Below are 25,403 nucleotides of genomic sequence, written 5' to 3' on the forward strand. Positions count from 1 at the left end.
ATAGAGGGAGGCATACAAGCCTTCCTCTTTCTCAACCTTGAGTTAATTATAAGCCACGGAATCAACTATATGCATCACTATAACAGCAAAGGTTAACTAGACAGGCTGCGTTAATTGTTCATTGTACGGTTATGGAATTAATTCAATTAATTCATCCAACAGGCCCAAATTTATTCTATCTATACATACTTTTAAGTATTCACCGCGTACTCCACATCTTTTATCTACACGTACTGCAAAGTGCATTCCACCGACAACAATCTGAGGCAACTTTATTGTCTTACTATTTAATTTTGATAAGGGGAAGGCTAGGAAATAATTATTCTCCAACTCTTTATATAAAAGCAACTTATCTCCGATGACTTCCCGTTCTCCATAAGTTGATGCGTTTTCCCAATAATCATAGTAATAAACATCTCCAATTTGGGGAGTCGGAATCTCAAGAGGCCGAAGATCAATGATGTCTTCATTTATTGACTTAATTTCTTCAATTACTTTCGATGTCTCCGGTACATCTTCAATTAATTGATTCACCTGTTCAACAAATTGCTCATATGTAAAGATCTGAACGTATTGTCCTGATTCTCTGTAGAATTCTTCGAATAATTCAGGATGCGGTCTCACGCTCTTATAATCCTTCTCCCACCAATCAGACTTCACATCGTCTGTAATGAATATTATGGGCTTAGATGTCTCTTTAGATTTTCGTATTAGTTCCTTCCAGATTATAAGATCTCCAAACTTCCTGTAATCTTGTTTTGTTAAATCTCTGAATCCTGGGGGGAAGTTCACTAAATAACGACTCTCTCCTTCTTCAAAAATCTTCATTAATTCTTCCGTTTTGAAGTTCGCACCAATATTGTCTCCAAATACTTCAAAAAGCCTTACAGATATTGGATCAGTGGCTTTTAACTCTCCATTTTCAAAGTACTCAGATTTACTTATATCACTTGAGTTTTTGGAAAGCTTTTGAGTGATGGTACTTTTCAAGTTGCCAACTTCTTCTTGCAGCTCAGTAACAAGTTGTTTCCGTAATCGAATCGCAGATTTTGCTATCCAATCTTCCATTGATTCAAGGTTACTCTTCAAGTGAGTTTTACTTCAGCAAGTGATTTCATTTCTGTTTTAATTACATTACTTCGATTATCGTAGAATTCTTTTCCCACTTGGTATGGCATCCATAAACGCTCTTTAAACCTTTTCAAAACATTAATGAATTGATTCCTAGCGTCAGGGGTCATTTTATAGGCATTTAATAGTGTATTAGCGTCAAAAGAAATATTTGCATTTGACAATATTTCTTTCTTTAAATGACTATCATATCCTGTGTACGAAAAGAATTTTGTTGCCAAGTTATTCTCTCCCTATCTTTAGTTCATATTAACTCCGTTTATAAACATTAACTTCCCATGTATCAATCTTCTTACCTTCCCAAAGAATCTGTACTCGATAGGTCATCTTCGGCATCATCTTCATCTGGCTCAAAATATCTAAGCAATATACCTTCGGACATAAGCCCACCGATTGGATTTAGAAATACAACTTGCTCACCACACATGAATTTTTTCGGTTTCATTTTATCCTGACCTCCGAACTCATGATGTAACTTTCACTTTGTAAGACTATTTAATCGAATTAATACATTGTTCTGCTGTGTTGCTGTTAATGTATCGAATGTAATTATCAACGCTTCCTTTAGTTTATCCGCATCCATACTAATTACTAGTTCGTCCAATAATTGCTTATTGTTTGAAACCCACTCGTCATTTGTGACAAAAATACCAAGATTAAAATACTTAATTAGTGCTGAGAGCACGGTTATTTGTGATCCTTTACCCATATTTCTAAGTCGATCAATCTTATCAAAACTTAATGAGAGTAAATCCTCCAGATTCAGAGTTCCGTCTTCTCTTTCTATTGAACGAGCAATGGAATTTATTGCTTTGCTCTCACTGTGGTCACGTTCTTCTTTGAAAATAGCAGTTAGAGGAACATTGGAGTAATCACCAGTAATTCCAAACAACTCTCTCAAAGGTGTATAGCAGTTTTCAATTTTGTAGAAATATTCGTAAGTAAATCGCTTCATTAAATTTAACTCCTTACTATTGAACTTTTATCGACTAATATTTTGATTGTGTAAGTAAAACACTGACAGTTCTTTTGTGATTGGGTTCAGATTAAAGTCAACCTGAATACCACATTGTTGCGGAAGATACATGCCAATCACATCAGCCCGCCCTTCACTTCCTTCGCCTACATCAAAACGAATTGGAGCACCGGTCTCATTCCTAATAATTTCGACAATCACATTACAGATTTCAATGCCACTAAGATCATTGCTAATTGTATACCATCCACGTTCTTTCTTCGCATATTTCATACCTTAACACTCCTCACAAGTCATTTTTTATAACGTCTTATCAACTTTATAAGATCATCAAGAAGCTGTACTTACTCTTTTCCATTGATGATCAGTCAGTTGATACTCCATAAAATGCAGCCAATATAGAAAGTGAGTTTAAGTCTGGTTGACTTACATGATTTCATATCCGCTCAATGTTTTATGGTTAATACTAGTTAACTTCTCCACTTCAAGTTGTGTCAGTTTCTTTTGTTCTCTTGCATTCTTTAATTTTCTCGTAATTTCTATATGATGTTGTTCTTGATCCATCCATTCACCTCATCAAACAACTCGTTTTTTAGCCCTAATCCCCGTATACCTTCTCACCTGTTACACTGTTGCGCATGTATTCTCTCCATCCACATTCTAGATCAGGACATTTATGTAATTGCTTCCTAATTACAATTTCAATACCACACTGAGGACAGTAAACTTTTCTTCGATTCTGAATCATAAATAATAGCATTATTAACATCTTCTAAATCAATATTCTTTGACATGTGTTGTACTCCCTTTCACACATATAAGTCGCTCTTTAACTTCCTATGGATCTCTTCCAGCACCTTAAATGAAACATCGTCTGGATGGGTTGGAAACATTGGGTCATCATCGGTAATAGTGACTTCGTAATTATTCCGCACATACATTCCCAATGTAAAATGTAACGAGATGAGTTCACCTCTATCAAGCTGCAACACGTGATCTCTTGTACTTTGATCGATGTCATTTGCAATTATGTGATCAGCAGCTTCTTCAACTGAACTGAATCTTTTTCGATTCACCATGTCTACACCTCGGTATGAAGTCTCCGTTTTCTCTATCTAAAAAAGCCCACCATATTCGATACGTTTACTGTAAACCACTGTGTCGATGTTGTTAGAAAATCTGCAAACACTTCTGGATTTTTATAAAAATATAAGCAGCCGACTAATAATACAGCACCCGATAGAATTCTTTTATTCATTAAGTAAGCCTCCTTATGACATCAGGATTATCTTATCTTAAACCTTACTCTCAATTATACAATAATATAGGAAAATTGTCTCATTTTTGGATACCTAAATAATCACTCTTCAATAGCAGCACTCTCGATATCCTTAATAGCAAACAATTCCCATCTACCTTAAAACGACTGTTGAGTTTGTCTATTCTATCTACCATGCCAGTTACAATCAGTACCTCAACCGGATGATATATTTTGATGCTAATCTCCTTATGATTGCTTAAAGAGTCATTAACTGATTTTGAAATTTGTTCCCACTCTTGTTCATCTAAGTGAGCTCGTGGACGCTTCTTTTGCTCAAGTGAAAGTTGATTTATTCGTGCCTTGTGCTCAGGCAACATCATACGACTGGATTCCCACATGCCGTTATTAGTTAATTTCTTAGACATTGATACACCATCCGATTTTATATTATTGATGGATTTATTATATAGGAACGTACGTTCTATTTTTAATGTTTCATTTGAATAAACTAATAAAACCGACTTCAACCCTGGATTCAGAGAGAAATCGGCTTTATTCTGTAACCACTGTACCTTTCCGTTTGTTCCAATTCACCTGGAAATATTCAATACCAGTAGCCTGATATCTAGCCCATACGTCATCACCAAAAGACCACCCATCTGGCATTTCACTTTCATAACCGCTATTTTTTAACAACTCATTCTCCTCTTTCGTAACAATGCATCCGATAAGGTTAGTTTCAAGGTAATTGTGCAACTCATTCCTTGACATTTGGTTTCCATTAAGAATCCCTTCGAATAATATATTTTCGAGGAACTACATGGTCGTGCCTTAGTAATTCTGGCAGACTTCCAGCTAAAACTTATCCTTATGTTCTAAAGATTTCTTAGACCAATACTTACAACCCCTATATTTTCCGTAACCTCTGTCCAGAGCCAAGTTACTTCAAATATAACCGCATGTTTAGCTCCAATGGAAAGTGTATCGGATTGTAGTACATAATATATATCATCAGCCAATTGCGGGTTAGTTCTATAGTATGGATTATTCTTGCCGTGTGGCGCCATAACTCCACATTCCTTCCTAATTATATCGAGAATATCACCATTCTTCTGACACCGTCTTATCAACCCAATTTGGATACCCAAAAGGAGTTATTGACCACAACAACTTAACGAAATTTTGTGTCGTTGTTCTTGCCGAGATTGCAAGGTCTAATATATTGTCAGAATAAATATCACCTTGTTTGTTGGATTAGTTTATTTCTAAAACTCTTCAGTTCACTATATTCTGGGCTAAGATCACTCTCCGGAAGGCCATAAAGTTTTAGAAGATAATTATACTTCTTCTCAATACTCGATATTTTTCTCAGAGGTGCATCATTTGCCTTGTCTGGATCATTTAATTTCTCTAAGACCTCTAACTCATCACTTGTCAATTCTGATTTTCTCTCTAATGTTAAAGCTACCAGTTTCGATAGATCACTCTCAATGGATATGCAGTAGTTAATAATTGCAACCCTTGCATATCGCCTCATATTAAATGGATTATCTTTATTGATGACAGCTTGCTCGGTAAAAAACAGAGCATCGTTAAATGATTCATAGCCAAGATTGATGACTTGGATACTTGAATGTAAATCACTATGCATGGTGACGACCCCCTCATAAAAGAATTATTTCATTGGATTATTTGTGCTCTGCGGCACTGATCGTTTCTTTCAGTGCCGTATGCTCATATTAGTTCTAACGGAATGTGGCATCTAACATTTTTTTGTTGTCTTTTACCCAAAACTCTACAACATAAGTCGAAATATCATATTCACCCAAATCACTTTTAATGGTATCTAGTTTTTCATCTAGAACCTTTTCTTCTGGAGAATTCACTTCTACGTCAAAAACCACCTGATAACATGTCTCACTAGTACAGTTCATGCTACCATTTGCAGCAGGCATTTTGTCGTTTTCTTTGTAAATGTTCACAGTATACTCAGGTAAATCTTTGAGTTTATCTAAACCTAATTCCTTCAGTGTTGGCTCTGAACTTGGAGTAGTAGTTGGGTTTAGAGTTGGAGAAGACGAAGGAGAAGGAGATTTCTTTGGAACATCTTCTTTAACCACTTCTTCAGTTTTCTGTGACATTTCTGGTGCTGTAATTTCTTTAGTATCTTCGGCTGTTCTATCTAGTTCTACTGTCAAGCCCATGCATCCTACAAGGAATATTATAGACCCAAATACCAATAATACTATTGATACTATTTTCCCTGATTTTTTTCTTAAGATGCCTAATAAGAGTAATCCAATTCCTAGTAAAATTAGAAATATTGCTAACGCCATTACGATTCTCCTTTTCGTAAATGAATAATGTCTTCGTTAATCCTTCTCCTTAAAACACTTGTTTCATCTCCTCTTCTTCGAGAAGTCCAACTTAATATCATTACCATCAACCTCATAACCAAACTTTTTATAGATGGTAATTAAATCGCTCCTTGAAATTCCATCAGGACGTAACTCTCCTTCAACGATCGCTATTCTGTTAGAGCGAAGTCCGAGTGAAAAAGCGATTTCTTCAATTTGTGGCAACATTTCAAGAAAGAAATCATGAATTATCCTCCCATGACCTATCCCAATATCATCTACTTTGAACTGAGTAATATAGATCCCCGATTCATAATAATTAAAAATTAGATAACCAATTTCTTTATATCTATAATCAAAAAGTGATATTCTAAAAGTTCTTATCATTCCTTGTCTTAACTCGAATAGACTACAAGAGACTGTAACTTCTTCGTTCTTTTGGTTAAGTGCGTTCTTGCTGATTGTATTAAGCATCTTATGTTCCCCTCATGAATTTATCTTTTTAATGCTTCATTCGCAAGCTAAACAACTGTAGCCAAGCAAAAGTTCATCATATTTTATATAGCCATACATTGCATTAAAAACATACTCTTTGTTCAAAAAGAACTTGCCAGTAATGCTATTACATTTCCTACAAACATGGACGTTGTACTTTGCATTTTCGGTTTTGCTATATCGCATTTGAATATTTGTTCCATTCTTATTAGCAAACGCTATCTCTTTGTCATTAAAATCTTCTGGAGTGTAATGCCTGTTTAAATCATACACAATTGTAGCGATTTTCATTGACGTCTTACACTTCCAACAACGCCCTTTTATGATCCAAAGGTGTTTCATTAGTTTGTATCTTCTACAAGTTTTACATTTCGGATTACTTGTGCAGACATCTACGAAATCTGGTTGCAAAATCTCATTCTCTAGCAATTCAATATCAGTTTCACTGTTGAGAGTAAACTTTATAAGTGCTATATTGTTCTCTTTATAAAATTTCAATGTGCTCTCTTCTGGTTCATGAGTCACGACAATTTCTATTGCAATTAAAGGTTTCTCGAATTCATCGAGCAATAGGATATCTGGCCTGCAAACTCCCAAGCTCATTTCTTTTCTAATTAATTTCGTCTTCTTAATCAAGTTACTTTCATGCAAGTCTTTACAGACAAAGCATTTCCATTGGACAACTTCAGGGGAGTTTGAAGTTAAAGAGCTTTGTAATCTATCGTACATCAACTCCTTAAATCCTAGATGCAATATAGATTCAGGCGAACAATTTACACCTTCCACTTTATGTGTGAAGTGTGGCCTCATTTTGCCTTGTCTGCGTCTCATATTTCTACCGCAGCCTAGACAAAAGTAATCTACTCTGCTAATGGCTTCTTTAGCACTTATAATGTTCCCTGAGTGATCCTTTGCAAACGGATATTTGATAGCAGACACATCTCTCAACTCCAACTAAGAAGTTTGTTCCCTTTTAAAATAACCATTTGATTACCATTTGATCATTTCTATATCTCTATAGCCGCCAATTGAGCCGATCGATCCCTTATTTCCCGGATTTCCGTAATTTCCATAAGAGCCATAACTGACAGACCTGTAGGGAGAAGAAGTCTTATACAGTTGACGATCTTCTCTAACAATTTCACCTAGATATCTTCCGCTCATATCAATAAATATGCGCTCATTTTCTCGATAGTGGCCTATGTTTTGTCCTGATGGTGAATGCAAGTGACCTCTAACTTCGTTTGCAATAAGATATCCTCTGCTATCGAACAAAAATTTCATATGTACCAACTCCTTTAAAAATGATGTGCCACACTCTTCCAATTCTGTAGTTTGAGTATAGCACACCTTTTTCTAACTGTTAGGAATAGATATACATAATAATTTTGAAGCTTTTATCTTTCGAGTCACAATTCACAATTGATGTAGTTGGTTAATTCGAACTTTATGTTCAGGCTGCATCATGCGTGATGATTCCCACATACCGTTAATGGTTAATTTCTTGGACAATAGTACACCATCCTAGTTTCGTGATGGATTTATTATATAGGAACATTCGTTCTTGTATCAATAAGTCAATAAAGGGTAATTTGTTTCCGAACTTTTGATTTAAACGAATAAAGCCGACTTCATCTCCAGGACAGAGAGAAATCGGCTTTATTTATTTAATCGATATTAGTCTTCTAAATATAGGTTCTCAAGTGGTGAATGACGCTCATGTTTTTTAGAAATGTCTGAAGAAAAGAGATTTACATAAGTTCTTACCATATCAAGAGTAGCATGACCAAGAATAATTTGGAGTGACAATGGATCTCCTCCGTTCATTACGTACATCTTCGCCATTGTGTGCCGGAAGGTATGTGGGCTTACTCTTACACCAGTTACTCCAGCTGCAATACCTATTTCAGAGATGGTCTCCTGTATTATGCGCTTTTTAATTGGAGTGTTGTCGATGTTGATAAAAAGAAAATCGTGATCTAACAGACCACGTATCGAAATGTACTCCTTCAGGTGTCGTTCAAGTGTTCTTTGAAATGGAACAAAACGCTCTTTCCGTCCTTTCCCATAAACCTTGATCCTCTTTTCTTCCAGTTTATGTTAGGTATTAGTACTCCTTCACATTAATTACAAAGTTGCGGTATCCTGTTAAGGTCTGTTTATTTGGAGTATCGAGAAGTTGTTTAATCTGTGGCTTACTAAAAGTCTCGATTATTAGACGCTCTGATTTGATTTTAGCCACTTTATCAAATGGATTACTGGTTAAATACCCCTCCGTGTTCAAGAAATTAAAATATGCTCTCCAGCCTCTTAGGTATTTATCAATAGTAGCATCAACAGCACCTTCTTGTCGTTTAGACAAAATACACTCATGGATAGCATCTGCATCAACATCCATGGGACGCTTAATCCCTTTTGATTCCATCATTCGATTAAGCATCGAAAGGACATCCTTGTAGTAAGTGATCGTACCATCAGACAGATTACGTATTCGACAATGACGAATGAATGTAATAGCTGCTACCTGAAAGTCCTCAGCTTCAACTGAATTGTTGACTGCATCATATCCACTTACAGCAATCGTATTCTTCCGTCTAATTGGTTTCGATTTTTCGGACATAAAAAAACACCCTCTCCTCGTTTTGTTCGTTTTTCAACGAATAAAGCGTGGTTATAAGGTGCTAATTTTGCCTGTATAATTATTCTAATCACACAGGATTATGTATTTCACGCATCGTAATATACTGACATTTTCTAATGGATACTAATCAATTCACCATGAGAAAAACATTGATATTACAAGGATTTTAGTAAAAGTGCCGAGGACGGGAATCGAACCCGTACGGTGGTCACCCACCGCAGGATTTTAAGTCCTGTGCGTCTGCCAGTTCCGCCACCCCGGCATGGTTGTTAGCGCTTGCTTTATAAATGGTGGGCCCTGAGGGACTCGAACCCCCGACCAATCGGTTATGAGCCGACCGCTCTAACCAACTGAGCTAAGGGCCCTCGAATAACGTTTATAATGTCAACGTATTGATCGATAAGTTTGGTTGCGGGGGCAGGATTTGAACCTGCGGCCTTCGGGTTATGAGCCCGACGAGCTACCGAGCTGCTCCACCCCGCGACATTAACCATTTCAGCAAAGCGATTCAAATGGCGACATCAATTAATATACTATAAGTGAATCCATTAAGTCAAGTATATTTCCCTAAAAAATGTTACGGGAGAAAACGTACGCCATATCGGCCTTTGCGCGAACGGAAAACTTCGACCTCTCGAGGGCAATCATAGCCGTAAATCCACCAGTCATTCTCCATACGGCGAACCAGACAGCCCGCCTGGAACTTTGTATCGTATAACCGCAGCCAATAGATCCATTTCATCCTTAATGCCTCCAGTCACTTTACGGATGTTGACATTAGAATGCCCAAAAAAATGATAAATCAAGCATCGCGATTCTTAGTCTTGCCAACATTCGGGCATACTGTATGACAGGAAACGAAACCACCAAGGGAGTGACTGGCCAAGATGCTATTCGGGATTGCTTTATTTCCGGAAAAAGAAGTGCAGGATGCGGCGAATAGCTGGCGTCTCCGCCATGATCCGCACTATTGCAATATTCCTGCCCATATGACGCTGCGGGAAGCCGAAGAATGGGACGACCAGAAGTTAAAAAAGTCGGTGGAGCATCTCGAGCGTGTTGCCTCGGCCTTTAAGCCGTTTGAGATTACATTTAATCGGGTCTCCACCTTTTTTCCCGCTCGCAATATTCTTTATTTCGCCCTGGAAGACCCCTCTGAGGTCATTAGGCTGCATGAAGCGGTCTGCAGCGGGCCAGCATTGCAGCAGGCATCTTCATACGTATACACGCCGCATGTCACCATCGGCCGTGATATGGCGTCGGATGAACTGCATGACCTGTATGGCAACCTGCGAATGAGCGACATCCGCCTGACTAGCCTCGTCGATCGCATTCACCTGCTCTATCAGACGGAGCAAGGCGGCTGGACCGCATATCAGACCTTTCAACTAAAAGGATAAGGAAAAGCCTCCCGGACGGCTGCAGCTCGCTCCAGGAGGCTTCTCGCTAGAAAGGTATTTATTCTACAACTTCTACCGCTTCGGTTTCAACAACCGCTTCATCTGTAGTGGCGGCATCACTTCTTGGCATTGGCAGCGGTTCGACTGGTATTCCAACATCGCCGCCGGCCTCCGACTGTCCTTGCAAAATTGCGTTTCCTCTCGTTTCCCACTCGGCGAGCGCTTCTTTGACGTCCTTCGAACCGTCCATTACACCTTGGAACAGCTCGTAGCCGATATTTTGAGCTTCCCAAACGTTTGGCTTCTCCTGATAGATTCGATCGTCATTGTTGGTTGTAGGAGGAAGTGGCTTAAGCATCGTAAACGCGTCGATATTGTACTGCATGCCGCCTACCGGCTGCAGGAATTCTTTACGCGCGACAAGCTCGTATGAGCTTCTGGACTTCAGCTTCGCCCATTCTTTGCTGTTGGAGAACTTAATGAAGTCCCAAGCGCCTTCCGCATTTTGCGCTTTGGCGTTAATTCCCATCAATTGGCTCAGGCTAATATTGCCGCCCGCATCCGGAGTTTGCGGATTAACCGGGACGGTTACGATATCCCAATCCACCATTTCGAAACCTTCGATTTTGCTTGCGTTGTCGCTTGCTCTCTTCAATTCGTTCACATAGGAGGATTCACCTAGAACCATTGCGAGATTGCCGCTTATGAACAAATCGCCGAAGAACGGATTGTTTACAGGCTCGCTTTCCCCGCTTCTCTTTTCGTACAGCTGGTTCATAAACTCTTGATCCGGAAGAATATCGTCTTTATGCAGCTGAGACACCGTTTCCCAGACCTGCGTCCACGGCTCGCTGTTTACAACCATTTTTTCGCCGTTTTCATCCCAAATGCGGAGCTGCAGCGAGTTGCTGTAGTTTTGAGCGTCGCTGAACGGATCGTTCACCCACCGGTTGAACGCAAATCCGAATACTTTCTCTTCGCCTTCTCCGCCTGCAACTTGGCGCGCTTTGTTGAACACGTCGTCCCAAGTCATTTTATCCGTCGGAGGCTCGACCGACTTATCCGCAAAAATCTTCTTATTGTAATAAAGAGCATAGGATGTGAATGTAGGCGTGAGCGCATAGATGCTGCTGTCCCCTACCGATTTAATGCCGTCAATAACGGTTGGCACATAATCGCTGATATCGAACTTATCCTTCTGAATCATCGGATCCAGCGGCTGAAGCAGGTTATCCTGATTGAGGCGGCGCAGCATGTTGTAATCGACAACCACGACGTCAACCGGATTTTGACCGGTCAGCAGTTCTTTCATTTTTTCATAAGGATCCGGCTGCTTCGACTCTTCACCCGGCTTAGGCTGATCAAACTGAGAATCATAGTAGTTAATGCCGTACACAAGCTCAAATTCAACATTTGGATTTTGCATTTCGTACATGTCCGTATATTGCTGGCGGAAGTACGCGTCGTTATCCGGGCTGCCGTATAGGACGCCGATGCGAATGACGCTGTTCTCCGCTTCGTTCGGACTATTGCTGCCGCTGCATGCGGACAACAGACCGAGCAGTAAGGTCAGCGACATACCGAGCGCTGTCCATTTCCATAGTCGAGATTTCTTTATGCCGTTACTGTTCATGACTATTTCCCCCCAATGATTTTGGCGAAGAGATGATGATCCGCTCTCCGTCGAATTCCATAGATGCTTTGTCCTTAATGCCGAGCGCGGTTAAATATTCTTTGGGCACCTGCAGACGTCCGACGCGGTCAACGACCACGTATGCTTCATGAACCTGATTTAAGCTTCGAGACGATTTCTGCTCGATCTCACCCCCATCCGAAATATTCGGATTGCGCTTAATAAACTCTGTGCTCGTCAAGCCGTCGCGGATCGCGACGACGCGGTCCACCTTGCTTGCAAGCGACATGTCGTGCGTAACGATAACGATGGTGATGCCGAGCTCCCGATTCAACGTCCGGAAGATGCCCATAATGAGGTCGGAGGTCGCCGTGTCGACGGAGCCCGTCGGTTCGTCCGCCAGCAGCAGCTTAGGGCGGTTCGACAAGGAGATCGCGATCGCGACCCGCTGCTGCTCGCCCCCGGACAGCTGATGGAGCTTGTTGTGCATTCTTTCCTTCAGACCGACCCACTCCAGCAGCTGCTTCGCGTAAGCGCGATCTACCTTGCCGGAGAGCATCATCGGCATTTCGACGTTCTCCAGAGCCGTCAAATAAGGCAGCAGGTTGCGGGCATTGTTCTGCCATATAAAGCCGACCGTCTCCCGCTTGTACTGCACCAGCTCTTCTTCCGTAATTTTCAGCAAATCCCATGGTCCGACCTTGACTTGACCGGCAGACGGCCGGTCAAGTCCTCCCAGGGTGTTAAGCAGCGTGGATTTGCCGCTGCCGCTGTTGCCGATGATCGCCATCAGCTCGCCGTCCTCGACGGTCAAATTGAGACCTTGGAGCGCCACGACTTCCAGATCGTCTGTTTTGTAGATTTTGACTAAGCCTTCGCAATGAATCATTGGCCGTTAACGCTCCTCTCCCATTTTTACCGCTTGATGCACCTTCAGCCTGCGAATATGCAGGAACAGAAGACCAGCGCCGATCAGCATCATAAAGCCGACAACGATGAACAGCTGGTTCGTATCCTTTGCTTCGAATATAACCCGGAACGGCGGGACGGTCTCCGCCACATTCTCCGCTGTCTGCAGGAACGGAAGGAACAGCTTGCTGACGACCTTGCCGATTAAGACGCCAAGTCCGATTGCCAAGCCTGCCGTGAACAGCTGCTCCAGCAGAAGCATACCCGTAAGCTGCTTCCTCGATAAGCCCATCGCTCGGAGAACGCCGAACTGCACGACGCGTCCGGATAAGTTAAAGAACCAATAAAGCACGTAGCCGGCAAGCGTAATGACAACCGAGACAAGGAAGCCAAGGCTTAGGATGCCGAATACGCCGCCTCTTGTCGGATGCTTGCCTTGAATAACCAGCTCATTTCGCACATCCTCTACCGATGCAAGCTCAATGCCGGCCTTCTGCAGCTTTTCGACTGCTGGGGCAAGCAGCGCATCGGGCTTCATTTTGAGCCATACTTCATAAGGAGTCATCGGCAGCTGGTCGTAAATATAGTCCAGATTCGCGATGACAAACGGATTCTGATCCGGGTATTGGCTCGGCCAGTACGGCAGAATGCCGACGATCGTGAAGTCGATCATACCGTCTGCGAACCCGACGGAGACCGTGTCGCCAAGCTTCAGCTGGTACTGCTCGGCCACGCCGGACGGAATGATTGCCGCATGCTCGGCCAAGCCGAGGTTTGCCAAGTAGTGCTGCGGATGCACCGGATACAAATCTTCTCGGAACCAGGCGACCTTCATAAAGTCAACGTTATCGATGCCCATAATATTGCCCTGCCCGATCGATTTGCCGGAAATGACGATGTTCCCTTTAGTCGTCAGAACCCGTGCCGCTGCTTCTACGCCATCCAGCTCGCGGAAAATTTCGAACGGCGGTTCATTGTACAGAATGCGCGAAGGCGCTCCGCCGCCGTTACCGCCGCCATTGCCTCCTCCATTACCGCCGCCTCCGTTGCCACCGCCATTGCCGCCGCCGCCGTTACCGCCGCCATTGCCACCGCCGCCGTTGCCTCCGCCGCTTGGCGGCTGCTGAGGCGTCACCTCCGGCGTGCCATGCCATACGGTCTGAATCACAACATCCGTTCCGTATTTATATAAGGTACGTTCCGTCGAATTCAGATCGATCGTCCTTGCCGCTGAAGCGTTATATACGCCAAGACCGAGCGTAAGGACAAGCAGGATCATAAGCGGGTAATAGCCTTTGGACGAACGGGACAGCTGCGTCAGCGTCAAGTACAACGGCACCGGAAGGAACTTCCGGCCCAGCCAGTTGAACAAGCGCAGCAGCCACGGGAACAGCCGCAAGAAGAACAGGCCAAGCGCGAATATTGCGAGCGCCGGCACGAAGAACAGGAACGGCTGCACATTGAGCTGGTCTGTCGTCATGCCCGTCTGGAACGTCAGCATCTGACGTTCATTGAACATATACCAGCCGTAACCCGCTGCCGCCAGCAGCAGCACGTCGAAGAACCAACGCTGCCAAACCGGCTTGCGGTCGGATCTGGCCAGCTCCTGCTTGTAGCTGACGATGGAGGACCGGGCATAGATGACTGCCGGTATAACCGTCGCCAGTATGGCAAGCAGCACCGCGCTGCCCCCGGCGATGATCGCCTCTGTCGAGAAGCCGACCGGAATGGACTTCCGGTTGACGAAGGACAAAAACCCGTCCGCGGAGCCGATGCTTTTCGCCATAAACCAGCCGATGAAAGGCCCGGTTGCAAGCGCCACCGCTCCGAGAATTAAACCTTCGAGCAAATAGATCCATATAATTTGCCGCGTTCCGGCTCCCCGGCTCCGCAGCACCGCAATGTCGCTCCGCTGCTTATCCAGCGATTGGCGGGCGTTCATCGCGATAAAGAAAAACACCATCGCAATCATCGGAGCTGCCAGCGTGAAGAGCAGCGTCTGAAGCTGCAGGCTTTGCTTCCGGAATTCCGTCAGCGTGTCCGCGAACGACAGCTCCACGCGCGTATCCTTCAGCCTCTGGTACAGCTCGATATTCAGCCGGTTAAGCGTGCGGCCGAGCGGCGATAATTGGCTCGTTTGAATCTCCGATAAATCGAATGCGTAATACCAGCTCGCGTTGTGGAGAGGTATCTTATACTGCTTGAGCAGAACCTCTTTGAATGCCGTCTCGCTAATTTGCAGCGTGCCGAGCAAGCTTTCGAGGCCCTGGTACCAATAATCGTCCGCCGCGTCCAGCGGGTTAACGGCTCCGACGATCTTTACTCTGAGCGTCAGATTAAGACCGCCGTATACCGGGTATTCGAAAATATCCCCGATATGTATGTCGTTGCGGAACATAGCCTCCTCCAGCATGACCGCCTCGATCAGCTGGGGATCGCCAGCCGCGTCCTCGAACCACCGGCCTTGAACAAGCTCCGTATGAGCCTTCAGATCGGACAACGTAATGAGCGACAGCTGCCGCCCGCGTCCCGCGTCTACTGTATTTGGATCCTCAGGTATGACATCGGAGCTGCGAATCGAATAATTTTTCAGATAAGTGCCGTATGTAAAACCGATGTCCTTCGGAACTTCCGTTTGAATATAGTTCTCCAGCTCAGATATGGCGGCGAGCTCCGCCGCTTCGCCAGGCGTGGATTGGTAACGCATGAGCAAGGAGCCTGCCGGCATCCCTTCGCTTTTCTCCCGCAGCTGTTCGGCGACGACCCGCTTCAGCGCGCCGTCCGCATACATCGGGATACTGGTCGCGAAGGCTACTGCCATCGTCAATCCCGCCAGCGTGCTTAACGTCAGCCAGCGCGTATTCCACATCTTGCGGAATAAGAATCGGAACAGTGGAATACCCATGGGCTATCGACCTACAACTTTCTGTCCCGGCTCAAGTCCTTGCAAAATCTCGACGTCCGTAGACGTCTGCTGTCCGACCTCGACATCCACCTCGCGCTTGCCTTCTTCGTCGATGACCTGGACATACGTACGCGACCCGATGCTGCGAAGCGTCGATGGCGGAATGACAATCGCGTTTTCGGTCCGTTTCGTGATGATGTTAATGGAAATCGGCGTGCCGCGGTTCAAATCCTTCGGCAATTCCGGCAAGTCGACAATCATGAAGTCCTCCGGACGCTCCGGCCGATTCTCGCCTCCCGGGATGCCTCCGCCCCCGTTATCCTGCTCCGTCGATTTCACCGGCAGCTGTTTAACTTTTCCCTTGAAGTTGCCAACGCTGCTGATCGTCACAACGGCTTCCATCCCGACGGCGACCTTCTCCAGCTCCGTCTTCGACAGCTTGGCGGCAGGCGTAATCAACGCCGTATCCGCCACGATCGCGATAGGATCGTAGGCCTTCACGGTATCGCCCTTCTGCTTGTTCAGCGTAACAATGGTGCCCGCGAACGGAGCGTAGATCGTCGCCTTGGCAATTTCCTCCTCCATGTCGACGAGCTTTTGACGTTTCTCTTCAAATGCGATCTGCTTCTCCTCGAACTCGAGCGGATCCATCTCGTCACGGTCGCGCAGCGTCTGCTTCATCGCATTTTCTTCCCGGCGGAAGGCTAATCGTTCATTCCGGAGCGTTTTCTCGAGCTCCTCCACATCCAATGCCGCGATCGGGTCGCCCGCTTGGACTTGGTCGCCTGCTTTTACGTAGATTTCTTTAATATGCTTTTCCCCTAACGTAAAATACAGCGTCTCCTCCTGCATCGAGATCAGCTTGCCGATGACCTGCACTTTCGTTTCCAGCGTTTTCGTCGTCACCTCATACTCGGGCTTATTCGAAATTTGCGGCGGGATGATCTCCGGCAGCACTTCCTCTTCCTTCTCGTCAGGCAGCAGCGAGCAGCCGCTCGTGAACACAAGCGTCAAACTCATTGCGGCAATTAATGTGCGTTTAGATAAACTTTCCGTCCACCATTTCATAGACATGGTCGGCAACCTCCAAAATCGTAGGATCATGTGTAGTCATACAGATAGAGACGTTTTCAGTGCGAATGATATTTTGAAAGACTGCCATAATTTGGGCAGACATCCCGGTATCCAGCTCCGCGGTCGGCTCGTCGGCAAGCAGCAGAACCGGCTTATGCGCAATCGCCTTCGCAATGGCGACCCGCTGCTGCTCCCCGCCGGACAGCTCAAAGGGACGGTGATGCATCCTTTTTTCGAGTCCAACCAGCTCCAAGCACTCCGGCACACGGTCCTTCCACTCCGAACGCGGCGTACCCGCCATGCGAAGCGACAGCTCCACGTTCTCATAAGCGGATAACAGCGGCATAAGCGCGAATGCTTGGAAAATAAAGCCCATTTTTTTGCGGCGCACAAGCGTCCTCTCGTCATCGCTTAATTTGCTGAACAGCTGGCCGTTAAACCAGATCTCGCCTTTACTCGGCGTATCCAGCCCGCCCAGGCAGTTAAGCAGCGTCGTTTTACCGGAGCCCGAACGCCCTTTCAGCATAACTAGCTGTCTTTGCTTCACTTCCATCTGGATGCCTTTCAGCACTTGCAGTGTATTGCCGCCAACCTGGAAGCTGCGTTCAACTTGATTGACGGTCAGGAGCGTATCTCCATGTCCCTGCTCAGGCGTATCGCTCTCGGTTGCTGTCTGATGAGGCTGCGGCTCCTTCTGCTCTGTGATGGCCATTCCTCTCCCCCTATCCACTTACCCATTTTCATAATTCTAATCTAAAAACATAGACGGTAGGAATTACAAAAAAGTTACGTTTGTCGAACATTTATTCAAAACATTTTTTCAGCAGATTTTTTTCATCGCGCAAAAAAATACGCCCGAAGCAAGCTGCCCTGCCCGGAGCGTATTCATTATCCCGCCATTATCCAACTTTGAAATGGGCGACTGTGCCGTTGAGCTGCTGCACGATTTCATCCAATTGCTTGGATGCTTCCGTAATTTTCCCCATAAAAGCAAGCTGCTCTTCCGTCGCCGCCGCCACATTTGCCGCCTTGCCCAAATTCAGCTCTGCCGTGTCCGCGCTTTGATCGACCGAGGCGCTCACTTCCTCCGAGCTTGCGGACATCTGCTCCGCGATCGCCGAATTCTCTTGAAGCTGCTGCGACATGCTGCCTACCGCCGATGTAATGAGGTCGAGATTTTGGCTAACTTCCTTAATTTGCTCGCTTCCGCGCTCGACCTCTACCAGCGTCTTGTTCATGAAGGATGACGCTCCCGCGATATCGCTCTGCGTAAGCGACACCAGCTCGTTGATGCTCTCCGCCGACTCCAGCGAACTCGCGGCAAGCTTGCGGATTTCGCCTGCGACTACCGCGAATCCCCGCCCATGCTCTCCTGCCCGCGCCGCTTCGATCGAAGCATTTAACGACAAAATGTTGGTCTGGTTCGAGAAGGCCGTAATATTTTCGACGATTGCCCCGATCTGTTGCGAACGGTTCTCCAGCGTGCCGATCGTATCGGACAGCTTGCCGATTACGCCGCGAACCTCTTCCATCTGCGCAACGAGACGATGGAGCGAGGCTTGACCTTGATCCGCTTGCGAGGCCGTCGCCTGGGAATGATTCGCAAGCTCCGACGTATTCTCAGCGATCCTGCCGATGCCGACCGCCATTTCTTCGATAGCCCTTGACGTCTCCGCCGCTCCGCGCGCCTGCACTTCGGAGCTGGCCGCAACCTCTTGAATATTCAGCGCAACGCGTTCGGAGGCCGCGGTTGACTCACCGGCCGCTTTGCTTAAATGCTCCGATGATTCGCTAACCTTGCGCGTGCTTCCCGCAATATCGGAGATTAGTCTGCGCATGCTTTCGATCATGTCGTCAACGGAACGGGATATGAGTCCAAGCTCATCCTTCGAATAGCGGACTTCCCGAGACGAGGTCAAGTCGCCTTCGCCGACAAGCTGCGTCTTCCGGACAACCATTCGAATCGTCCTCATTATACGGTGGATAATAAAGGCGACCAGCGTAATTAAAATAACAGACACGACAACAATGCCTGCCACGACACTCCGCATCGTATTGTCCAGCTTCTCGTCGATTTCATGGAGCAATTGCTCGGAATGGTCGCCGGCGTTCTGGCTGATGGAATCGATTGCGGCGCGCCCGGATTCGAACATCCCGTCTAATGCTTCGTTTACGATCGCCTGCTTTCCGTCCGATGACAGCTCGACCGCGTCTTTATACCAATTTCCAAAATCCTTTTGAAACGTATCGAACAGCTCGGTCGTCGATTTGCCATTCTCCCCGCTCGTGTAATCCAATAATCCGGCGGTATCTAATATCTCTCTTGCGGACGCGATTCGTTCGATCGCTTGGTTGTAATTATCCGACAGTTCCTTTTGCCGAGCTGCGCTTGCTTCCGCACTTAATTCGCCGCTTTCAAGCAGAAGATACGCTGTCTTCGCCTGATACAAATCCCTGTCGGCGTTTAATACCAGCGATTCCACCTCAACGTAGCTTTCGACCAATTCCGTTTTCATCTCTTTAAATACGGCTCTTTGCTCCCCGACCAAATACATTCCCGTTCCCGCATAGAGCATTAACGGGACGGCTGCCAACAACGATAGCCTGATCCGAAGCGATAATCCCATAGTTGACCCACCTTTCACGCGTGCGTAACACAATGAAGTATGAAGAAACTTCTTCCACTTCTATATCGGCATTCAAATGTAAAAACGAAAGCGCTTTTTTACCAAATAATAAAATTAAATCTTACCAAATAAAAAAGCACAAACAGGCTGTCATCCCCGTTTGTGCTCATATCGGCTTTCAACCGCTTAGCGGCCGAATGATTGCGGATCCTGACGCCAGGACTGCAGCGCTGCCACATCCGATTCGGCAACCTTGCCAAGCTTAACCGCCGTTTCGATTAAGGCTGTGTAGTTCGACAGCGTTTCAAGCTCGAATCCTTCTTCGGCGAATGAACGAGCCGCGTTTTCGAACTGATAGGTGAAGATCGCCAGCACTGCGCATACTTCAGCGCCCGCTTCTCGCACTGCCTGAGCCGCTTTAAGCGAGCTGCCGCCTGTCGAAATCAAATCTTCAATGACGACGACCTTCTGACCGGGCGCGATGCGTCCTTCGATTTGGTTTTGCTTGCCGTGGCCCTTCGCTTTATCGCGAATGTAGGCCATCGGCAGATTCAGCTTCTGCGATACCCACGCCGCGTGCGGAATGCCCGCGGTTGACGTTCCCGCGATCACTTCCGCGTCCGGGTAACGCTCGCGGATGATTGTCGCAAAACCTTCTGCGATCAGATCGCGAATGGCGGGGTATGCCATCGTCAGACGGTTATCGCAGTAGATCGGCGATTTAAGACCGGATGTCCAAGTAAACGGTTCGTTCGGACGCAGCGCCACCGCTTCGATTTCCAATAAGCTTTTTGCAATTTCTTGCGGAAGTTCCGCTAGTGTTAATTTACTCAACCGAAATCAGCTCCTCAATAATGGATTCCAGCGCGGCGCGCGGGTTAGGCGATGCGGTGATGGGACGGCCGATGACCATAAAATCCGTTCCCTGGCGCACGGCGTCGCTTGGCGTCATGATGCGCGACTGATCGTTAAGCTCGGCGCCGAGAGGGCGAATGCCCGGCGTAACCGTCTGGAACGCTTGTCCGCAAGCCGATTTGATGGCCGCAACCTCCGAAGGCGATGCAACGACGCCGTCTAATCCCGCTTTTTTTGCAAGAGCCGCGTACCGAATAACCGCTTCCTCGACCGTGCCGGCGATGCCGATTTGGTCGTTCAGCACGGCTTGGCTTGTGCTCGTCAATTGCGTGACGGCGATAACGGCCGGCTTTTTGCTGCCGCCGGAGATTGCCGCGTCGACGCCTTCCAGCGCAGCTTCCATCATCGCGCTGCCGCCGGCGGCATGTACGTTGAACATATCGATGCCGAGCTTTGTCACGCTATTCGCTCCGCCTTTGACCGTGTTCGGAATATCATGCATTTTGACGTCGAGGAATACGTAATAGCCGCGTTCCTTTAAGCTTGCGACAAAGGAAGATCCTGCGGCGTAGAACAGCTGCATTCCGACCTTCATGTAGCAGGGAATGCCCTTTAGATCCTCCAGGAGTTTTTCGGCGGCGGCGGCTTCGGGATAGTCGAGCGCGACCATCACTTTACCCGCTGCTTGTTCTCTCGTCAGCTTCATAGCCATCCCCTTCTCTATACAGTGTTGAAGCTTCTGAAGCACGAGTTTCGTGCCTCAGAAGCTTCCCGTTGTCTTACTTCTGCAGAACCGGCATCGCATGCGAGGAGAAGTTGATCGTCTCCATCATGCGAAGCAGCGCTCTAACCGTATCAAGCGATGTCATACAGACGACGCCGTTTTCCACCGCTTCGCGGCGAATCCGGAAGCCGTCACGCTCCGGCGTTTTGCCCTTCGTCAGCGTGTTTACGACGAATTGCGCTTTGCCTTCGCGTACCAGGTCAAGAATATTCGGCGAGCCTTCGCTCAGCTTATTGACGCGCGTTACGCGCAAACCAGCCGCTTCCAGCGCATCTGCCGTACCGCCCGTCGCGATGATTTTGTAGCCGATATTATAGAAGCCGCGAAGCAGCTCCGTCGCTTCCTCTTTGTCCTTATCCGCAACTGTCGCAACGATGGAGCCGGATGTCGGAATCTTCATGCCGGCGCCGATCAAGCCTTTGTACAGCGCCTTCGCGTATTGCACGTCGCGGCCCATAACCTCGCCCGTCGACTTCATTTCAGGCGTCAGCGTCGGGTCAACGCGGCGCAGCTTGGCGAAGGAGAATACCGGCACCTTCACTGATACGTACTCGTCCTCCGGCCACAGGCCGTCCGAATAGCCGAGCTCAGCCAGCTTGGTGCCGAGAATCGCTTTCGTCGCCAAGTTCGCCATCGGCAGGTTCGTCACTTTGCTCAGGAACGGAACCGTACGCGAGGAGCGCGGATTCACTTCGATGACGTACACTTGCTCTTGGTGGATAACGAACTGGATGTTAACAAGTCCGATAACTTTCAGCTCTTTTGCGATTTTAATCGTAATTTCGACGATTTGGTTTTTGATATCGTCGGACAGCGATTGCGGCGGATATACCGCGATCGAGTCGCCGGAGTGAACGCCCGCGCGCTCTACATGCTCCATAATGCCAGGGATGAGCACGGTCTCGCCGTCGCAGATCGCGTCAACCTCCGCTTCTTTGCCCAGCATGTAACGGTCGATCAGAACCGGATGCTCCGGATTGATCTTCACCGCCACTTCCATGTAGCTGAGAAGCTCTTCATCGGAGTAGACGATTTCCATCGCGCGTCCGCCGAGGACGTAGGATGGGCGAACCAGTACCGGATAACCCAGCTTTTGCGCCGTTACAACCGCTTCGTCAACCGATGTGACCGTGCTGCCTTGCGGCTGCGCGATATCCAGCTTGCGAAGCAGCGCTTCGAACTTCTTGCGGTCTTCCGCGGCGTCGATGCTCTCCAGGCTGGAACCTAGGATGCGAACGCCTGCTTTAGCAAGCGGCGCAGCCAGGTTGATCGCCGTTTGTCCGCCGAATTGCACGATAACGCCGATCGGATTCTCTTGCTCGATAACGTTCATGACGTCCTCGAAGAAGAGCGGCTCGAAGTATAGGCGGTCGGATGTGCTGAAGTCCGTCGACACGGTCTCCGGATTGTTATTGATAATAACCGCTTCATAGCCGGCGTTCTGGATCGCCCATACCGCGTGAACGGTAGAGTAGTCGAACTCGATGCCTTGACCGATGCGGATTGGGCCCGACCCAAGCACAAGCACCTTCTGCTTGGATGTTTCCGTTACTTCATTTTCAACCTCATAAGTCGAGTAGTAATAAGGAGTCGAAGCTTCGAATTCCGCAGCGCAAGTGTCAACCATTTTGTAAACCGGCTTCAGGTTGTTTTGCAGACGGAAAGCGCGAACCTCCGCCTCTGTCGTATGACTGCCGTTCGGGAAGCCTTCCTTGCGGATTTCAGCAATGGAACGGTCGGAGAAGCCTTTGCGCTTCGCTTCGTACAGCGTTTGAACCGATAGCGTCGCTTCCTTGCGCAAGCGGTCTTCGAATGCGACGATGGATTGGATTTTGTCCAGGAACCACCAGTCGATCTTCGTGATATCCTGCAGCTCCTGCAAGGAGAAGCCGCGGCGGAACGCTTCCGCAACAAGGAACATCCGCTCGTCGTCCGGCTTCGCCAGACGCGTGCGCAGCACGGACTCGTCCAGAGAGGACGCCTCTTTCAGATGAAGACGGTGTACGCCGATTTCAAGCGAGCGTACCGCTTTATGGATCGATTCCTCGAATGTGCGGCCGATAGCCATCACTTCGCCGGTCGCTTTCATTTGCGTGCCGAGCTTGCGGTTCGCGTCAACAAACTTGTCGAACGGCCAGCGAGGAATTTTAGATACGATATAGTCGAGCGTAGGCTCGAAGCATGCATAGGTTTGCCCTGTTACCGGGTTAACCAGCTCATCCAGCGTATAACCAACCGCGATTTTGGCTGCCATCTTCGCGATCGGGTATCCCGTCGCCTTGGAAGCAAGAGCGGAAGAACGGCTTACGCGCGGGTTAACTTCGATGACGTAATATTGATAGCTGTGCGGATCGAGCGCGAACTGCACGTTACAGCCGCCTTCAATGTTCAGCGCTCTAATAATTTTCAGCGACGCGGAGCGAAGCATTTGATATTCGCGGTCGGACAGCGTCTGGGAAGGCGCGACTACGATACTGTCGCCGGTGTGAACGCCAACCGGGTCAAAGTTCTCCATATTACAAACGACGATGCAGTTGTCGTTCGCGTCGCGCATCACTTCATATTCGACTTCCTTCATGCCGGCAATCGATTTTTCGATGAGGCATTGGTCGATCGGGCTGTAGCGGATGCCGGACGCGACGGTTTCGCGCAGCTCTTCTTCGTTTGCGCAGATGCCGCCGCCTGTTCCGCCGAGCGTGTACGCAGGGCGAACGATGATCGGATAGCCGATGCGGTTTGCAAATTCTACCGCGTCTTCAACCGTTGTTACGATTTCACTTTCCGGAACCGGCTGCTCCAGCTCGCGCATCAGCTCGCGGAACAAGTCGCGGTCTTCCGCTTTCTCAATGGATGTGAGCTGCGTACCCAGCAGCTTCACGTTTTCGCGTTCCAGCACGCCTGCGCGGGCGAGCTCAACGGCCATGTTCAGACCCGTTTGTCCGCCCAGCGTCGGCAGCAAGCCGTCCGGACGCTCTTGACGGATAATTTGGGAGACGAAATCAAGCGTAATCGGCTCGATGTATACTTTGTCCGCCATATTCGTGTCGGTCATGATCGTTGCAGGGTTGCTGTTAATCAGTACAACCTCGTAGCCTTCTTCCTTCAGCGCTTGGCAAGCTTGCGTGCCGGCATAGTCGAACTCCGCCGCTTGCCCGATGACGATGGGACCGGATCCGATAACGAGAATTTTTTTGAGTTCCTTATTTTTGGGCATATTGAAGCTCTCCTTTCAACGTCTCCGACAACACAGCCTGACGAGGTTTTTGCGGGTTATTCTTCTTGTGCGTACGGATCATTTCCAGGAATTCATCAAAGAGATAGCTGGAATCGAACGGCCCTGGAGCCGCCTCCGGATGGTACTGCACAGAGAAAGCCGGATATGTGTTATGCTTCAGACCTTCAATCGTCTTGTCGTTATTGTTGATATGCGTAACCGTAAGCGGAGTACCGGCGATGGAAGATTCCAAAACGGTATAGCCATGGTTCTGCGATGTAATGTAACAGCGGTTGGTCGCCAGCTCTTTCACCGGGTGGTTGCCGCCGCGATGGCCGAATTTCAGCTTCGTCGTATCCGCGCCGCATGCGAGCGCGAACAGCTGGTGCCCGAGGCAGATGCCGAAAATCGGGTATTCGCCGAGCAGCTCCGAAATCATCTTCACTGCGTGCGGCACATCCTTCGGATCCCCAGGACCGTTAGACAATTGAATGCCGTCCGGCGCCAGACGTCTGATTTCATCGGCTGTTGTGTCGTGAGGCACAACAACGACGTCGCAGCCGCGCTGCGTCAGCTCGCGCAGGATGCCGCTTTTTGCGCCGAAGTCAACGAGCACGATGCGCTCGCGATTGCCCGGGCTCGAGAACACATGCTTTGTCGAGGTACGCGCCACTTGATCGGTCATCAGCGAAGTGCTGTTCAGACGTTCGGCCAGCTCCTCGATACGCTCGTTGCCTGTTGTAATTAAGCCTTTCATGGTGCCGTAGTGGCGGAGCTTGCGAGTCAGCATGCGAGTATCGATGTCGCTGATGCCCGGAATGCCGTATTCCTTCAGCAGCTGGCCAAGGGAATATTGCGCCCGCCAGTTGCTTGGCACCGGCTCGTGGCGGCGAACGACGAAGCCGTGAATGTGAGGACGAATCGCTTCGAAGTCGTCGCGCGTAATGCCGTAGTTGCCGATCAGCGGATAAGTCATCGTCACGATTTGACCGCAGTATGATGGATCCGATAAAACCTCTTGATATCCTGTAATCCCTGTATTAAAAACAACCTCGCCCATCATCTGCGCTTCCGCGCCGAAGGACAAGCCGGTGAATAACGTTCCGTCTTCCAAAAGCAGTCTTGCTTGCATCCGTATCAC

28 protein-coding genes and 3 tRNA genes are annotated in these 25,403 nt (G+C 47.6%); 1 reads left to right on the plus strand and 30 read right to left on the minus strand.

Features of this window, described 5'->3' with window-relative positions:
* Positions 1-129: 129 nt before the first annotated feature.
* From D3P08_RS03770 to D3P08_RS27210, 20 genes are all read right to left on the minus strand, one after another.
* Positions 130-1,068 carry a PIN-like domain-containing protein gene (locus tag D3P08_RS03770; RefSeq protein WP_119598116.1) on the minus strand — a complete coding sequence of 313 codons (939 nt, stop codon included), beginning with the start codon at positions 1,066-1,068 and terminating at the stop codon, positions 130-132.
* Between the two features lie 17 nt (positions 1,069-1,085).
* Positions 1,086-1,352: a PIN-like domain-containing protein gene (locus D3P08_RS27840; protein WP_119598117.1), complete on the minus strand. Its 267-nt coding sequence runs from the start codon at positions 1,350-1,352 to the stop codon at positions 1,086-1,088.
* Between the two features lie 71 nt (positions 1,353-1,423).
* A complete protein-coding gene (locus D3P08_RS27200; RefSeq protein ID WP_162848353.1) occupies positions 1,424-1,576 on the minus strand; it encodes a hypothetical protein in 153 nt (50 codons plus the stop codon).
* Positions 1,577-1,609: 33 nt separating this feature from the next.
* Entirely contained in the window at positions 1,610-2,086 is a 477-nt protein-coding gene (locus D3P08_RS03780) for a hypothetical protein (RefSeq protein ID WP_119598118.1), read from the minus strand.
* A 27-nt stretch (positions 2,087-2,113) separates the two neighbouring features.
* Positions 2,114-2,380 carry a hypothetical protein gene (locus D3P08_RS03785; protein ID WP_119598119.1) on the minus strand — a complete coding sequence of 89 codons (267 nt, stop codon included), beginning with the start codon at positions 2,378-2,380 and terminating at the stop codon, positions 2,114-2,116.
* A 153-nt stretch (positions 2,381-2,533) separates the two neighbouring features.
* Positions 2,534-2,671 carry a helix-turn-helix domain-containing protein gene (locus D3P08_RS03790; protein WP_119598120.1) on the minus strand — a complete coding sequence of 46 codons (138 nt, stop codon included), beginning with the start codon at positions 2,669-2,671 and terminating at the stop codon, positions 2,534-2,536.
* Between the two features lie 245 nt (positions 2,672-2,916).
* Positions 2,917-3,186 (minus strand): DUF6794 domain-containing protein, encoded by a 270-nt coding sequence (locus tag D3P08_RS03795; RefSeq protein WP_119598121.1) that lies wholly within the window; start codon positions 3,184-3,186, stop codon positions 2,917-2,919.
* A 32-nt stretch (positions 3,187-3,218) separates the two neighbouring features.
* Positions 3,219-3,365 (minus strand): hypothetical protein, encoded by a 147-nt coding sequence (locus D3P08_RS27205; protein WP_162848354.1) that lies wholly within the window; start codon positions 3,363-3,365, stop codon positions 3,219-3,221.
* Between the two features lie 80 nt (positions 3,366-3,445).
* Positions 3,446-3,793, minus strand: a complete 348-nt coding sequence (locus D3P08_RS03800) for a YolD-like family protein (protein WP_119598122.1) — start codon at positions 3,791-3,793, stop codon at positions 3,446-3,448.
* A gap of 812 nt (positions 3,794-4,605) precedes the next feature.
* Positions 4,606-5,019, minus strand: coding sequence for a hypothetical protein (locus tag D3P08_RS03810; RefSeq protein WP_119598124.1), 414 nt, complete (start codon positions 5,017-5,019; stop codon positions 4,606-4,608).
* 94 nt (positions 5,020-5,113) lie between these two features.
* Entirely contained in the window at positions 5,114-5,704 is a 591-nt protein-coding gene (locus tag D3P08_RS03815) for a hypothetical protein (protein ID WP_119598125.1), read from the minus strand.
* 63 nt (positions 5,705-5,767) lie between these two features.
* On the minus strand, positions 5,768-6,199 hold the full coding sequence (locus D3P08_RS03820) for a hypothetical protein (protein WP_119598126.1): 432 nt from the start codon (positions 6,197-6,199) through the stop codon (positions 5,768-5,770).
* Between the two features lie 36 nt (positions 6,200-6,235).
* Positions 6,236-7,159, minus strand: a complete 924-nt coding sequence (locus tag D3P08_RS03825; RefSeq protein WP_119598127.1) for a competence protein CoiA family protein — start codon at positions 7,157-7,159, stop codon at positions 6,236-6,238.
* Between the two features lie 51 nt (positions 7,160-7,210).
* Entirely contained in the window at positions 7,211-7,504 is a 294-nt protein-coding gene (locus D3P08_RS03830; RefSeq protein ID WP_119598128.1) for a hypothetical protein, read from the minus strand.
* A gap of 393 nt (positions 7,505-7,897) precedes the next feature.
* Positions 7,898-8,314, minus strand: coding sequence for a tyrosine-type recombinase/integrase (locus tag D3P08_RS28025; protein ID WP_119598129.1), 417 nt, complete (start codon positions 8,312-8,314; stop codon positions 7,898-7,900).
* Between the two features lie 13 nt (positions 8,315-8,327).
* A complete protein-coding gene (locus D3P08_RS03840; protein WP_119598130.1) occupies positions 8,328-8,840 on the minus strand; it encodes a tyrosine-type recombinase/integrase in 513 nt (170 codons plus the stop codon).
* 197 nt (positions 8,841-9,037) lie between these two features.
* Positions 9,038-9,123, minus strand: a tRNA-Leu gene (locus D3P08_RS03845).
* Between the two features lie 26 nt (positions 9,124-9,149).
* A tRNA-Ile gene (locus D3P08_RS03850) sits at positions 9,150-9,226 on the minus strand.
* A 41-nt stretch (positions 9,227-9,267) separates the two neighbouring features.
* Positions 9,268-9,344, minus strand: a tRNA-Met gene (locus D3P08_RS03855).
* A gap of 94 nt (positions 9,345-9,438) precedes the next feature.
* The gene (locus tag D3P08_RS27210) at positions 9,439-9,603 is read right to left on the minus strand and encodes a hypothetical protein (RefSeq protein ID WP_162848355.1); all 165 of its coding nucleotides are present in this window, start codon (positions 9,601-9,603) and stop codon (positions 9,439-9,441) included.
* Positions 9,604-9,748: 145 nt separating this feature from the next.
* Here D3P08_RS27210 and D3P08_RS03860 point away from each other — a divergent pair, with 145 nt between their 5' ends.
* Positions 9,749-10,261 carry a 2'-5' RNA ligase family protein gene (locus tag D3P08_RS03860; RefSeq protein WP_119598131.1) on the plus strand — a complete coding sequence of 171 codons (513 nt, stop codon included), beginning with the start codon at positions 9,749-9,751 and terminating at the stop codon, positions 10,259-10,261.
* 58 nt (positions 10,262-10,319) lie between these two features.
* Here the strand turns inward: D3P08_RS03860 and D3P08_RS03865 are convergent, their stop codons facing one another.
* From D3P08_RS03865 to D3P08_RS03910, 10 genes are all read right to left on the minus strand, one after another.
* On the minus strand, positions 10,320-11,894 hold the full coding sequence (locus tag D3P08_RS03865) for an ABC transporter substrate-binding protein (protein WP_119598132.1): 1,575 nt from the start codon (positions 11,892-11,894) through the stop codon (positions 10,320-10,322).
* Positions 11,884-12,783 (minus strand): ABC transporter ATP-binding protein, encoded by a 900-nt coding sequence (locus D3P08_RS03870; RefSeq protein ID WP_119598133.1) that lies wholly within the window; start codon positions 12,781-12,783, stop codon positions 11,884-11,886. Before D3P08_RS03870 ends, D3P08_RS03865 begins: the two co-directional genes overlap by 11 nt.
* A 6-nt stretch (positions 12,784-12,789) precedes the next feature.
* Positions 12,790-15,708, minus strand: a complete 2,919-nt coding sequence (locus D3P08_RS03875; RefSeq protein ID WP_119598134.1) for an ABC transporter permease — start codon at positions 15,706-15,708, stop codon at positions 12,790-12,792.
* A 3-nt stretch (positions 15,709-15,711) separates the two neighbouring features.
* The gene (locus D3P08_RS03880; RefSeq protein ID WP_119598135.1) at positions 15,712-16,782 is read right to left on the minus strand and encodes an efflux RND transporter periplasmic adaptor subunit; all 1,071 of its coding nucleotides are present in this window, start codon (positions 16,780-16,782) and stop codon (positions 15,712-15,714) included.
* On the minus strand, positions 16,748-17,494 hold the full coding sequence (locus tag D3P08_RS03885; RefSeq protein ID WP_119598136.1) for an ABC transporter ATP-binding protein: 747 nt from the start codon (positions 17,492-17,494) through the stop codon (positions 16,748-16,750). Before D3P08_RS03885 ends, D3P08_RS03880 begins: the two co-directional genes overlap by 35 nt.
* Positions 17,495-17,681: 187 nt before the next feature.
* On the minus strand, positions 17,682-19,409 hold the full coding sequence (locus D3P08_RS03890; RefSeq protein ID WP_119598137.1) for a methyl-accepting chemotaxis protein: 1,728 nt from the start codon (positions 19,407-19,409) through the stop codon (positions 17,682-17,684).
* Positions 19,410-19,595: 186 nt separating this feature from the next.
* Positions 19,596-20,243: an orotate phosphoribosyltransferase gene (pyrE, locus tag D3P08_RS03895; RefSeq protein ID WP_119598138.1), complete on the minus strand. Its 648-nt coding sequence runs from the start codon at positions 20,241-20,243 to the stop codon at positions 19,596-19,598.
* Entirely contained in the window at positions 20,236-20,970 is a 735-nt protein-coding gene (gene pyrF / locus D3P08_RS03900) for an orotidine-5'-phosphate decarboxylase (RefSeq protein WP_119598139.1), read from the minus strand. The genes pyrE and pyrF overlap by 8 nt, the downstream gene beginning before the upstream one ends.
* A 73-nt stretch (positions 20,971-21,043) precedes the next feature.
* Positions 21,044-24,262: a carbamoyl-phosphate synthase large subunit gene (gene carB / locus D3P08_RS03905; protein ID WP_119598140.1), complete on the minus strand. Its 3,219-nt coding sequence runs from the start codon at positions 24,260-24,262 to the stop codon at positions 21,044-21,046.
* The gene (locus tag D3P08_RS03910) at positions 24,249-25,394 is read right to left on the minus strand and encodes a carbamoyl phosphate synthase small subunit (RefSeq protein ID WP_119598141.1); all 1,146 of its coding nucleotides are present in this window, start codon (positions 25,392-25,394) and stop codon (positions 24,249-24,251) included. The genes carB and D3P08_RS03910 overlap by 14 nt, the downstream gene beginning before the upstream one ends.
* Positions 25,395-25,403: the final 9 nt, after the last annotated feature.

This window comes from Paenibacillus nanensis (assembly GCF_003583765.1).
Lineage (GTDB): Bacteria > Bacillota > Bacilli > Paenibacillales > Paenibacillaceae > Pristimantibacillus > Pristimantibacillus nanensis.